Consider the following 13,269-nt stretch of genomic DNA (forward strand, 5'->3'; position numbering starts at 1 on the left):
ATAAAGGAATTGCAAATCGATTTTTTCCAGCATTCTTTATGTTAGACAACGATGAAATAATTAAAATCTCAATTCGAATTGAACAACAGTTATGACGAAACTAACAAATTTAGGACTTATACCAGTTTAAAATTTGGGTGATTTTTCTTGTAATCCTTAAAAATCATTTTACAAGTCTTAAATAAGGGAAAAGCGATAATAGCTAAATTAATGAAGAGCAGGTGGTACACGGATTCGAACCGTGGATAAAGGTTTTGCAGACCTTCGCCTTAACCACTTGGCTATACCACCATATTTTATTATATAAAGAAATATAAAGATTGCCATAAACAACCTGAATTCAAGATTTATTAAGATTTTTTATAGAGTACCTTCAAGATTTTAGTAATAATAGAGAATAGCACAAAATACTTTTAATATTTTCCCCATATTTATCGTTCGCATTTTTCACCCTTTCATTTTTATGACATAATATGTAAATAATCCAACCAATAAAGTTTTACAACCTATTTTTAACACCAAAGGTAGATAGGGTCTTTTTTGTTACAGGTATTTTTTTATGGTAAAGGAGAAATATTGTATTCATATTCTTTTCTAAATATATATATAGAAGGTCTTGAATCTGGAACCATATATATGACTAAAATTCTAACCGTTTTGTTATTAGCTACCTTTATTACGAACTGTACTAAACCTACAGACTTAACCGAAGGACTAAAGTTTTTTCTATATCCCTTAAAATACGTGGGACTACCTGTAAAAGATATTGCTACTTCCATTTCGATCACAATTACATTCATCCCTGTTATATATGACGAGGCCATTAAAATATGGAATGCTCAATTAATAAGGGGCGGAAAAATAAGTATCAAAAAATTCCCTATCATTGTTTACTCAATCATTTTGCCAATTATTCTTAATACTATAGAACGGTCCGAAAAACTTGCTCTTACTATGGATTTACGCGGGTATAATCTTAATCCAAAAGAAATTCAATTTAACAATCTAAAATGGACCTTCAAGGATACCTTCCTAATATTCACTTCTCTTCTCCTGCTCCTACCAAAATTTTTATAGGTATAGGGGTTGTAATTATCATCATTTATCTTTCTTTATGTTCTAAAGGAGGATAAATGATGATTTTTGATTTTATTACAACCAATAAAGAAATATTAGAGAATCCCATCATCAAAGGCTTTTTTAGCATGGAAGAACATGCTCACCTACTTCAAAACTCAGAAAAAGAACCTGATTACAATATCTCATTATTAAATGAGCGTTTTAAGAATTACTATACAAATGTCAAAAGGATAAATTATATGTCAAAGTTAATTAGAGGAATTGCAATTGACTATGATAAAAAATCACGGAAATATTCAAACCGGTTTATTTTAACCGATTCCTTTAATAATGATGAACCTTCGATGGAACATACAGATTTATCACTAAGCGATAATTTAGATTCTTTAATTACAAATAGAAATTTATTAAAAGCAATTAAGTCTCTTACACCAAAGCAAATAAATATTCTGGAAATGTATTTTATTCATTCAAAAAACAATTTAGAAATAGCTGAGTATTATAACACAACTCCCCAAAATGTATCTCAAATTCGAAAAAAGACAATTAAGAAATTACAAAATAGTATTAGTAAGGGAGGTAAAGAATAATATGTTCGACTGCATATTGCCGGTTGAAGAATTATTAATCCAGCTAGAACCAAAGATTAAAAGAGAATTATTCCAAACCACCCCTCAAAACAGAGAAGATTTAGAGCAACATATCAAATTAAAAATAGTAGAGAAAACCGAAAAAATCAACTCCATAACGGCACCAACTTTAGAAGAATTTTTAGAAAGTTGCATAAAACCGAAGCATGTAGAATCTAATTAAACCGATGTCTATTTAAAAAAGACATCGTTTTTTTTACGTTTTAATACCTCTTTGCAGCATAATAGTACACAGTTACGGCCGTAGTAATTTACCACCTTTGCCATCATTTGTACCACTCATTGACAAAAAATTTACCAGTCGTTGCCCCCCATTTACCATAAAAAACACTTCGTCAATTTCAAAGGCGGGGGGAATCCCTTCTACCGGTCGTTCCAAGGCACCTTGACACTGAGCCCCCGGCGGATATGGTGTGGTGTGGCAGCCCTTGCCAAGATCCCCCTCTTGGGATACTCCCGTGGGTCGCTTGGGGGCTGCCAGCCGGACAGCCTATCGTATCCACTCTCTCTGTATCAGGGATAGCTCCACTTGCCTTTTCCACTGGAGTCTTATATAACCAAGATAAGTAGGTTTGGTAAACAGCATGTAAATTAGTGGTAAGATTCCTGTCATTCCTTGGTACAAACAATGTCATTAGTGGTACATTTAGCTGGCCGTAATCAGCTCTCGCTCTCGTTTCAATACTAAAATATTTAATTAAAGAAAAAGTCTTAGTTCCTATAAAAACAAAAAAGCTGACCAAAAAGAGATAGTCTTTTTAGCCAGCTTGTTGCATTTTATTAATCCTTTATCCTGTTGGACTTAAAGATGGTTTATTTTCCACCACCAGATGGGCCGCATTTGGCTCCACACGCACCTACACCGGCCATACACCCGGCACAAGGAAGGCAACCAACCACTCCTGAACAACCACAACATGCACCTATACAACCCGAAATGGCGATAGCACATGAACCGACGGTGGAACCACATAAACAATTCAACATACAGTTCATCCACTTTACTAAACACGAGGCAGCAGCATTGACTTCCATTTCACCTTCTGAAACAGAGACTTCTTCTTCCCCTAAGTATAGGGTGATTCTATCTCCATTATCATTGTATTGGATTTGACCAATAGGTTCATTTGTATTCGTATCACGTACAATAGTTGTTAAAACATTAAATTCTGTCACTTGATCAGAATCAGATAATTCTCTCTTATAATTCGTTGCTTCTGCTGAATCATAATCCAATACCCCGCCATTGATAGTGACATATTCAACAATGGTATTAAAATCTTTATTATTTTTCAACAGATCGAGCAATACTTCTTTTTTGTTTTCATCATTTTTATAAGTTTGTACGCTATGAGCTGAATCATTAAATGAATATATGATTCTTCCATCATTAGTTGGAATCTCCAGATGATGAACAACACCCAATTCTTTCAAATCCTCAGTATGGGTAAAATCCATTTCTTTAAGCGTTGCCTTTTCTAAATCGAAATTTAGAGATTGTGTGTGGACACCCCCTTTTTTACTAACATCTTTCATAAATCTTTCCTGTGCATTTCGCACAAGACTTTGGCTAACAACTGACTTTGTAATCTCATTAATTGTTTTAGTCATTTTGTTATTTCCCCCTTTCTACTTAATAAAGAGAGATTAAAAATTAAAAATAAACCTTAAATGAATTTATTTTTTTAAAAACTTTTCACTTTTATTAATAGAACGGAACAAAAATAAAATGGAGGTTTTCAGATGACTTTTAACAAACCGTTATTTCTTAAATTACTAGGTGATGAAACCTTTATAAAAAAGGTCAAATGGTATGACGAGATTGAATCAAGTCAGGATGTTATGAAATCAAAAATTTTGGAGACTAATGAGTTTCACACTTTAATTGGAGCGGAGGATATGACAAAAGCTAGAGGACAATATGCGAGGGAATTTATTACTTCAAAAGGAAATGGACTATATTTTTCTATTGCCATTCCCAAAAAGAACATTCTTAATATCATGCAGCACACCAAATTAATCATGGCTATTTCTATCGCAAGTGCCATTAAAAAAGTGACCAAGCTAAACATAAAAATAAAATTCCCCAATGATATCTACTTGGGAACAAAAAAAATATGTGGAGTTTTAATAGAAGAATTTAAACTTACAAAAAATAAAAGCTTTCTTATTATTGGAGTAGGATTGAATGTAAATAATGAAAGCCTACCGCTAAGTATAAGCGAAATAGCTACTTCATTAAAAATCGAATCCGGGAATGACCTTTCTCGCGAACAAATATGCTCTAACATCATTAAACAATTTACAGAAAATATTCTTAGGTATGAATCATCAGGATTTAATTTTATAAATGAAGAGTTTTCAAAACATAGCGTTCACCATTTTATTGGAAAATTAAAAAGCGGGGAAATCATTAATTGTGAATTTGTAGGGTTAACTGATAAAGGGTATTTAATAGTTTTCTCTAAGGAAAAACAGCAACACTATACATTTTATTATAGTGATTTAGTTAAAATATATAAATAATACCTATTAGGGAGGTCTATTAAATATGGAAAATTATAAAATAGTTTTATATTCAAAAGAAAGCTGCCTGTACTGCATTCAACTTAAATCATGGTTAAAAAGGAATTCCATTGAATTTACAGAAAAAAATATACAGGAAAAATCAAACTTTGACGAATTAGTTTCGTTAGGTTATGATTCTGTACCATTGATTATTATTAGTAACTTAACAACCGTTGAGAAGACAATCATTCTAGGTTTTAATAAATCTAAATTAAAAAAGGTGTTAAATACTCACGAAAACGAACCTTTGCTAATAAATTAGTGTTTCGGGGATTATTTTTGGTAAAATTTATTTAATTACAGCATATTATATGTTAACATTTATTTAGATCGAGTTAACAAATAAGGAGGAAATAGGATGATCAAATCGGTAAAAAATCAATTAATCCTCTCAGTTATAACTTCTTTGCTCTTTATTGTTTTTACCTTCATGAACTTTAACAATTCATATCAAATTAGTAATCTAATAGTAAATCTTTTTATATTGATTACAATTGTATCCGTTTTTAATACTGGAATACTCACTCAGAAGTATATTCAATCAAAAGAAGAATAGAAACGAATTTTTTTGGACTCATGTAACTAAAAACCTATACATTTTATTATGTGTAGAGGTTTTTTAATAATATTTATTAGACTATTTTTATAGTGTATGGACAACGGGCAACCATATCGCTAATTCCCCCTTTATTAATTAGAGAAAGTAAATAAAAAAAGATTCATTTTTTGTATGAAAACATTTTTTGGATAAAAGACAATACGAAAGGAAGCCCTCCATCCTTTTATTTTTTTATAAAAAAAGCATATCTAAATAAAAGAATACCTTTTTAAGCTTTGAAAAAAAGAGACAATTCTCAAATGCTTTTAACACATATTTCTTGTTAAACTAAAACGATCTTTATCTACAGCATCATCAAAAAAAATTGGTAGAATGCACATTTTACCTTTATGCATATGAGTGTCAAAATAAGTGGTTAAGGACTTGACTTGGTTCATCTATGGGTACGAATTTCCTGCCATTTAAGGTTAAATTGATATGGAGTAATAGCTTTGTAAAACAATTTTTTCATTATAATGAAACGGACGCCCTACTCTTTAGATATTGGTCAAAGTTCCCGGAAAAACATGGTGTCCGCAGACACATTCGATGTCGGATTAATCGCCAGGGGCATTGCCGCGGCAAGTGATTATCAGTCACCCTCAGTGCCACTGGCAAATATAAAAGATAGATTTCCTGTCGGTAATTATTACTAGAATAACAGATTTCTCAACTCATTCTTCAGTAGATAATTTAACCGTAATAGTTCGTAGGTTTATGGTGTGTATAATTGGAATCGCCTTATTGTTGTTAATCCCGTAACGCTGGAGAACATTGCTTAACTGAAAGAAATCTATTAAAGTAAGCGTAAGTAGCCCACCTGTCAACCAGATGGGGATCATTTTACACTTAAAATTATATAAATGAATACAGCTATGCAATATTTCAGTGACACTTCGGACAGGTAGACGAGGAAAACTACCGAGAGAGCAGAGAGACCACTCAAAAAGTCCAAGATATTTTGCATAAGGTGATTCCCTGAAAAAACCATTCCCCCTTACTTTGATGGTGAAAAACGCAATTTTTGGGGATTCAGTTTTCAGGAAATCACTTTATTAGCAGAAAAGGACTTTTTCAGTGGCGTGGGGGGCAGACACTCTCTTTTTTTACATTGTCTATGTTGTTAAAACATCTGAAATGATCCGCCCATCACTCATAGAGATAATTCGATTACACCGACGAGCTACACTTTCTTCATGTGTAATAACTATAATCGTTTTTCCACTAGCATTAAGCTCTTCAAAAATAGACATAATCAATTCAGTATTCTTTGTGTCAAGTGAACCCGTAGGCTCGTCTGCTAGAATAACTGCTGGATTATTGATTAATGACCTTGCTATAGCCACTCTCTGTTTTTCCCCTCCAGAAAGTTCAGAAACTCGCCTTTCTGCAAGATGTTCAATATTTAGCTCTTTAAGTTGCTCTAAAGCTTTTGCGCGAATTTTTCTCAGTGGAGTTTTATTAAACATTAGCGGTAAACCTACATTATTAATCGCACTTTGGTTATTAATGAGACCAAAATCTTGCATTACAAAGCCAAAGGACTTATTTCTAAGTTCCGTCATGGAACTTGTTTTTCGATTCGATATATCTTCACCATTAAGCAAGTAAGATATCGATGTAGTTATATCAGTACAACCAATTATATTCATTAGAGTAGACTTACCAGCACCAGACGCACCTTTTATTGCTACTAGTTCCCCTGATTCAACTGTCAAATCTACGCCATCTAATGCAATAGACTCCGCACTGGTACCTATTTTATATTTTTTTACTGCTCCCCTAATCTCAATTAGTGCCACACAACATCTCTCCTATTAATCTCGGTTTCTATATAAATCTATTAAATTACTTTTTTCCATTTTTATAATAAATCCGACTGAAGTTACACAATAGATTATTGTTAAGTATAAACCAATGAATGTAAAGGTTAACCAATTGACAGTAGTAGTCGGATCTAACCCAAAAAGGTTGTGTATTAAAGGTAAATTATAGAGAACTAACATAGCAGCAAAAGAAAAAATAATTACTGTAAAACCACGAATCCCTTCAATAAATGCACATTTTCTGTTACTCAAACCTAGCATATAGTAAATTGCAAATGTTTTTTCGTTTTCTAAATTAATTACGCTATTGTTTCCCCAAATTCCTATGATTGATAGGAGAGAAAATATAACAAATGGAATAATAGAAACAATAAAATACTGATTGAGATTTTTTTGATAATTTTTTTTTAAAACTCGAATAAGAGTTTCAGAGCCGTTCATATGAAGCGCCTATTAGCCATCCAACTATTGTGTTTGGCCGTTTTATCGTTCTGTCATGGCAAAATCGTTGTAACACTGATCAACTCACAATTGGCGGAATGTTTTACGAATTGTGCGATGAAGTAAATGAACTTGCTTGGGTATTCGCTTTGCAGCAGTTAATCAAGCTTCTTCAAGATGCTCTAAAACAGACAAATAAGAAAATCAAAATGTTAATTCTAAGTCAACTTGAGCAGTGGATTTCTGGCCTTCCTAGTTATCAAGTCTTTTTTGCCAATTTCGCTCTGCGAAAGATTTGAAATAGCCCATTTTGTTCCAATAGTTTAGCTTTCCCCCCCTCTCAAGTAGAAACATAGATGAAACACAGAGAGAGAAACTCCCACTAATAAGATTCCTGCTACATCAGCCCCCTTATCTTTCTTCCCGTTTTTATTCCCTTACATTATGATTCTCACATAACTCCTACTAAAATTCACTGTAAATCATGTTGCAATTTACCGCAAAGCGTTTGGCGTTTTTTTCGGCTATAGGACTATTTATTTTTTCAAATACTTATATACAAAAGTATTTATTTATATAATGGTTAATTTTGCTGCTTGATGGCCGCTTTGATCGTGCAAGCGTTATTGGAAGTGATTGGTGATGACGAGGTTGTATGTGAAACTTTATTTTCGGAATATAATGTAACGGGGACGATTGTAAGTTTTTGTTGCGGCAAATTAAAAGCACCTCCCCTAAATTGATACATTCAAAGTACCAGGAGGCGCTGTGCGTTTATATACGTTGTTTCATTGGGGCTTACCAATCCTTTATTCCAAAATAAAAACGTACAGTCAAGGTACGTTTTTATTTTACTCACTTTAAACTAGATTGATAGAGTAAACCTTCCAATTATACTAAAGCTACACTTTTATAATATGCCTGAAAACTTTAATAAACTATTTCTGTAATATATGAAAAGTTCTAATATTGATCGACCTTATGAGTTTCCAAGTCTTTAAGGTGTTTAAAGGCTAATTGATCGGGATAATTGTTTATTAGTAAAAACAATCTTGTATTTGTTTTATTTTTTATCATGAAATGGAAGTATTAATTCCTCATTACTTTTCTAGTCAAGTGTAATAACTTTTCCCTAATTTCCCAATAGAGGGTATATTTCCCCTTGATCTATTTTAATACAATTTTCCTTTGAGGTTTCTTCCACTTCTCTAAAAATCCTTATTTAATAAGGAAATATTTGCGTTTCTTATTTTATTTGAGGCAGTTTTTTTACTATACACTTTCAGTTTTTTATTATCAGGTTTTGTTTCATTGTAATTTTCTATATTTTCTTTAATATCTTTTCAACTAATTAATATTTTTGTAACACTGATATCTTCATTATTTACTTTTTAGTCTAGGATTAAGTTCCCCGCCCTAACTTTTTGCATTCAATTTAATTTTTCTTCTTTTGTAAAAAACTCAACATAACCATATCTCAAGTTCACCATTACAATGTAAACTGTGTTGTTTTGTTCTGCTACCCAGCTTTCAACTACGCCTTTCTCATAAAGACTATCATACGCAGGTTTATGTACAAAAGATAATTGTTCCCCATCACTAATAAAATCTTTTGCAAAATTTTCAACCATTTTTTCAGCAACAGCTTTTGAAACCTTATTCTTTGTTACAGCGAAAGAGTAGTTCTTGTAATGATACATTTTAAATCCATTTTTATTGAAAGTTACTTCAATTTTATGAATAAAGTTATCACTGTTAGGTTCATTTTTACTCCAAAGGTATAGCGTCGCTCCATTCGTACCTTCTTGACTGAAATTCGGCATATTATCAAGAACATTTTGAGGCAAGGACTTTTTCCTTTGAGATTTGAAATTTTTCAGTTTTTACTTGTGTTCCTACTGCCAGGGAATTTTTTGTTGATTTTTCTGGTTTAATATCCTTATATTCACTATTTTTCTGCCCACAAGAACACAGTACTATTCCTAAGACACAAATTAACAAAATAAAATTAACCTTTTTCATTCATCTCACAAAAGAATTAGAGCATCAAAATGTTGAAAAAGAATTAACAAATTTTAAGAAGAACTTGGATAAGTTCATAAAAAGTAAAACTCTTACCCCAGAAATGCTTCATACGCGGTTGATAAAATTGAAGTTTATGCAGATGGAACTGCCACCGTTCATTATCGATTTAAAAAACCGACTGCCCCATCCGCATAATTTAAACTATTTATTCTTTTTGTTCAGTGAAAAAATAGTCCTGCTACTCCATCCCTCTCCAACCGCATTCCTACGTTACCTAATTTATCCCATTCTGCACACTTCCCGCATTTTTCCGATTTCCTTCTCCCTTTTTTCTCCCACAACTTTATTATTTTTTAAAATAAAGTCATAGGACAGGGAACAGGATTTAGGGGGATTTTTCCCTTCTCTCTTTCATACTTTTGGGGTTCGTAAGAACCCCTCACACAGTTATTCAAACGCTGATAGGACAAGGGTTCCCCTTCTTTCCCTCTAATCTTTTCCCTGAATCAAAAAGGATGGGATTTCTGTTCCCACCCTTCCTATCTTTCCTTTTCTTCCTGCATTTACCCACACGTTTTCCACAAGCATATCAGAACTTTGTTTTGATTGTGGCAATGGTTTGTTTTATATGTCAGGAGATTATTTTGGGTTTACACTTTTAATTTTATCAACGCACAGCACTCCACATGGCTCGAGAGGACAGAATGAATGTCATTTGAGTATGTTCGTTCTCGGAAACATATCCACTACGATTTTAGCACTATCGGTAGAAGGGAACATATCCACTATATCCGTAACAAAACACATTATGCTCATAAATTCATCGAAAAATTAGAATTTGTCAATTTGCCAATCTACCTGACAAGCTGAATTTTTCTATATACAATTATTATTCAATAAGTTTTATCAAATCATCGATATCCCATAGTGCCATTAAAGTTTTACGTTCCTCTGCAAATTTTCTCGCATCCTTCGTAAATTTTGAAGAAGTCACAACCATCGATTGATTTGCTTGCATAGCAGTTTGGACTCCATATATACTTCTAACTACACTTACATCTACTTTATGCTTCGCTCCCCAATGTTTACATTCAACAATTAATGTAAACGGAATTGGCTCTGCTTTCGTTGCAATAATGTCTCGTCCACCATCTCGCGTCGCCTTCGTAATTTTCACACTAAATCCTAACTTTTCAAATATGTCACCAACAAAAAATTCAAAATCTCTTGGAGACATGTTTTTTATCTGTTCTTTATAATAATCTAATATAGATTCAGCTTCAATATATTCTTCATATGCATAATTACTATAGCCATCATCAAATTCATACTCTATTTCCAATGTTGGTTCTTTTACAAATCCCCCTCCGTTACAATCAGAATCTGAAAAATTGAATGCTCCAACGGGATATTCATAGCCTCTAATACTAAAATCTATCCATGTATTACATTTTTCACAACATATTTCACCATAAAAATTATACTCTATTTCTTCTCCCATAGCTCGATCATACGTTGAAGTGTCACACTCTAGACTATCTGTCTCAACCAATGTTACATGACCACATTTATTGCATTTTATATAAAAGTCCTTGGAAAACCGCATCATATTATATCACCCTCCTCATATACAAATTCCTATTTATCAGTTATTTAACAGGTAACTTTCATTTCGCGATTTAATACATCTACACATATGGATCTAAAAGGAGTTTCTTTGTCCCTTTTTTATTTTCCTCATCAATTATTAAATCACAAGTCAATTTATCTATATCACTAAAATCCATATCTGGTTTAAACCCTTTATCTGGTTTTAACCAATGATTCATCATCAATCTGTCAAACGTTGCTTCACAACTTCTTCTAGGACATCTTCCTATTGTTGTTGTGAAAAAATTGGAATGGTATGAATAATGATGCGTATGAATAAAATCATCCCACGATTGGATAACCTCATCTTCATCACGCAAATCAACTATTTCTATTTCTTCAAGATTTCTATCTTTCACCGCACCCCATGCTTTTTTCAGCATGGCAATAGCTTCAACATCACTCTTTGGTGCGCTATATCCAAAAATAGTAACCATATATGCTACCTCTAAAGCATTATTTAATGATTTCCATGACTTTGATATAGCTGTATCACTAGCATAATCTTTATTCTTTATTGGAAATAAGAGTTTTGTGGGAGCGAGGGGTTCACCACATCTACACGGCATTCCTACATTACCCATGACATTATCCTCTGAACAATATCCCACTGCAACATTTCCATGTAAAAAAGCTAACTGTGGCAAATTGGTAGTATAAGCCATAGCACGTGCATAAGCCTGCACTAATAGTGGATCCCAATTAAAGGTAGCAATTAAATCCTTTGAAGTTAGTCCCATAATCAAATAATCATAAACCGTAGGACTATCAGGTAACTTGAAGTTTAACATGTAGTCACGGATGACTGCCTCTAACTTTTGCTTGGCATCCATGCAATTGGGTTCTGCTTTACTGCGCTCATCAAGTTCCATATAAATATCTTCTAAATTGTCAGAAGAAGTATGTAGCGTTATTTTTTCTAGTATATCTGTCAATCCAAGTTTTTCAATGAAACCATTCATTGCGGATATTTTCCTACCATTGTTATCGCCGTTTGGGATAGCCGCACAACTCGCACCTGCGCCCAGTAGAACTACATGTGGTCTGCTCTTCATGTAATATTCATAATCAAGCAAATCATTCACCTCTATCACATTTATAAAAGTCACAGTTCTTCACTGATCTTCTTTTATAAAAAGTATTTACTCGTCGTTTTTATATTAAATAATTCTTCTTTGTCTTTTTCTGTTAACAAATCATCCGGATATTTACTAGAATCCTGAATCCAATTAGCCTTATCCATAGCCCATTCATATTCATCTGTTGTTTCATCCAGCTCAGCAGAAATATATTCCTTTATTAGTTTCGAGTAAAAATAGTTTATCGAGTTAGTCAGCAAATCCTCAGTTTTTTTACGCTCTTTTTCTCTCCGTTCTCTAAGTAATTCCCTCTCCCGTTCTTCTATCAATCTTTTTTCTTCCTCTAGGATATGCGCCTTTTCTTCTTCATCCATAATTGGCGGAAGCGAAAATATGTATAAGAACACCTTTCTTAATAAATCTTCAGTTGTCATAGTTTGCGTTTGTTTTATTAATTTTTCATGCTTGCCCCATTTACGCCAATACAACTTATAACCTACTTCAACATTTATTTTTCCTATTGTTTCATATTTAAATGTGTTGTAACGTGAATAGTCTTTATCCTCTGGGGATAATGTGACTTTTTTACAAGGAAGTCTAAATTTCAAACTGAATGTATACTTTTTATACAATACTTGTGTTTCATCATATTTACTAACGATTTTTGCTCCAGCCATTTCAAGCGCTTTAAATAAGCTATCAATGAAAGGTAAAACTTCTGGAATGATTTCACCCGAAGCAGAATTAATTCTTAATTTATCCTCTCTATATGATTGCGTTTTTCTACGGTATCCCACTATTTCTTTATGGGGTTTATTGGATAAAGTCTTATTAACCTTTAATGAGTTGTATATTTTAGTTAATTTTTCTTGGTCAGATTCTAGGTCAGGAAAATAGGACGGTTTTTCCTTTTCTATCTTCTTTGTAGGTGAAGCGACGCTCTTTTCTGTAGGAGGGCTACTGGACTTTTCTTTATTTACTGCAACTGTTATTTTTTTAGGTACCTTTGCAATTTGTTTTTTAGCTGTTTCAATGACAACTATTCGGTTATCATTTGGATTTGGTAGTGGTGATTGGACTGGCTTCTCATTCCCCATATGTAAACTGCTCCAATAAGATGCTGTAGGTAATGGAATATCATTGCTAGTACATGTATTTTTCAATTTATTATAGGGTACATTTAACTCTTTAGCTGTTTTAGTGGTACCAATAGTCCATAGCTTTTCATATAAATCTTTTCTCGAGATTGATAGCATGATTTTCCCTCTCTTTATCCTTTGCTTCATTTTATATCTACAAAAGTTTTCAGTCAATTTGATACTCAAATAAGCCCATGTATGCATTAACATGGG

The 13,269-nt window shown here is 32.8% G+C and carries 13 protein-coding genes, 1 tRNA gene and 1 pseudogene; 6 read left to right on the plus strand and 9 right to left on the minus strand.

Going from position 1 to position 13,269, the window contains the following annotated elements; translation table 11 throughout:
• Positions 1-219: 219 nt before the first annotated feature.
• Positions 220-291: transfer RNA gene (locus tag AN964_RS23200), tRNA-Cys, on the minus strand.
• 249 nt (positions 292-540) lie between these two features.
• Here AN964_RS23200 and AN964_RS27585 point away from each other — a divergent pair.
• From AN964_RS27585 to AN964_RS23215, 3 genes are read left to right on the plus strand one after another with little or no spacing between them, the layout of a single operon-like run.
• A complete protein-coding gene (locus AN964_RS27585; RefSeq protein ID WP_367591998.1) occupies positions 541-1,077 on the plus strand; it encodes an energy-coupling factor transporter transmembrane component T family protein in 537 nt (178 codons plus the stop codon).
• A 59-nt stretch (positions 1,078-1,136) separates the two neighbouring features.
• Positions 1,137-1,670, plus strand: a complete 534-nt coding sequence (locus AN964_RS23210; RefSeq protein WP_055742175.1) for a sigma-70 family RNA polymerase sigma factor — start codon at positions 1,137-1,139, stop codon at positions 1,668-1,670.
• A 1-nt stretch (position 1,671) separates the two neighbouring features.
• Positions 1,672-1,893 carry a hypothetical protein gene (locus tag AN964_RS23215; protein WP_055742176.1) on the plus strand — a complete coding sequence of 74 codons (222 nt, stop codon included), beginning with the start codon at positions 1,672-1,674 and terminating at the stop codon, positions 1,891-1,893.
• Positions 1,894-2,543: 650 nt separating this feature from the next.
• On the opposite strand, the gene AN964_RS23220 is transcribed toward AN964_RS23215, so the two are convergent.
• The gene (locus AN964_RS23220) at positions 2,544-3,341 is read right to left on the minus strand and encodes a hypothetical protein (RefSeq protein ID WP_055742177.1); all 798 of its coding nucleotides are present in this window, start codon (positions 3,339-3,341) and stop codon (positions 2,544-2,546) included.
• A gap of 132 nt (positions 3,342-3,473) precedes the next feature.
• Here AN964_RS23220 and AN964_RS23225 point away from each other — a divergent pair, with 132 nt between their 5' ends.
• Both AN964_RS23225 and AN964_RS23230 read left to right on the plus strand, forming a co-directional pair.
• Positions 3,474-4,256, plus strand: a complete 783-nt coding sequence (locus tag AN964_RS23225; RefSeq protein WP_055742178.1) for a biotin--[acetyl-CoA-carboxylase] ligase — start codon at positions 3,474-3,476, stop codon at positions 4,254-4,256.
• Positions 4,257-4,281: 25 nt separating this feature from the next.
• Complete coding sequence (locus AN964_RS23230) at positions 4,282-4,560, plus strand: glutaredoxin family protein (protein WP_055742179.1); 279 nt, start codon at positions 4,282-4,284, stop codon at positions 4,558-4,560.
• 1,451 nt (positions 4,561-6,011) lie between these two features.
• On the opposite strand, the gene AN964_RS23240 is transcribed toward AN964_RS23230, so the two are convergent.
• Together AN964_RS23240 and AN964_RS26840 are read right to left on the minus strand one after the other, a co-directional pair.
• A complete protein-coding gene (locus AN964_RS23240) occupies positions 6,012-6,698 on the minus strand; it encodes an ABC transporter ATP-binding protein (RefSeq protein ID WP_200915645.1) in 687 nt (228 codons plus the stop codon).
• A 15-nt stretch (positions 6,699-6,713) separates the two neighbouring features.
• A complete protein-coding gene (locus AN964_RS26840) occupies positions 6,714-7,163 on the minus strand; it encodes a hypothetical protein (protein ID WP_055742181.1) in 450 nt (149 codons plus the stop codon).
• On the opposite strand from AN964_RS26840, the pseudogene AN964_RS27210 reads away from it, so the two are divergent.
• Positions 7,145-7,490, plus strand: a pseudogene (locus AN964_RS27210) (IS4 family transposase); the annotation flags it as partial. The gene AN964_RS26840 and the pseudogene AN964_RS27210 overlap by 19 nt on opposite strands.
• A gap of 256 nt (positions 7,491-7,746) precedes the next feature.
• On the opposite strand, the gene AN964_RS27390 reads toward AN964_RS27210, so the two are convergent.
• The 5 genes from AN964_RS27390 to AN964_RS23275 all read right to left on the minus strand — a co-directional run bounded on the left by AN964_RS27390 (position 7,747) and on the right by AN964_RS23275 (position 13,173).
• Positions 7,747-7,881 (minus strand): hypothetical protein, encoded by a 135-nt coding sequence (locus AN964_RS27390; protein ID WP_268888302.1) that lies wholly within the window; start codon positions 7,879-7,881, stop codon positions 7,747-7,749.
• 712 nt (positions 7,882-8,593) lie between these two features.
• Positions 8,594-9,010, minus strand: a complete 417-nt coding sequence (locus tag AN964_RS23255; RefSeq protein ID WP_055742183.1) for a hypothetical protein — start codon at positions 9,008-9,010, stop codon at positions 8,594-8,596.
• 1,067 nt (positions 9,011-10,077) lie between these two features.
• Positions 10,078-10,797, minus strand: a complete 720-nt coding sequence (locus tag AN964_RS23265; RefSeq protein ID WP_055742185.1) for a restriction endonuclease — start codon at positions 10,795-10,797, stop codon at positions 10,078-10,080.
• Between the two features lie 79 nt (positions 10,798-10,876).
• Positions 10,877-11,923, minus strand: a complete 1,047-nt coding sequence (locus tag AN964_RS23270; RefSeq protein ID WP_083489562.1) for a hypothetical protein — start codon at positions 11,921-11,923, stop codon at positions 10,877-10,879.
• Positions 11,924-11,967: 44 nt separating this feature from the next.
• The gene (locus tag AN964_RS23275; protein ID WP_055742187.1) at positions 11,968-13,173 is read right to left on the minus strand and encodes a nucleotide exchange factor GrpE; all 1,206 of its coding nucleotides are present in this window, start codon (positions 13,171-13,173) and stop codon (positions 11,968-11,970) included.
• Positions 13,174-13,269 lie beyond the last annotated feature (96 nt).

This window comes from Heyndrickxia shackletonii, from assembly GCF_001420715.1.
GTDB lineage: Bacteria > Bacillota > Bacilli > Bacillales > Bacillaceae_C > Margalitia > Margalitia shackletonii.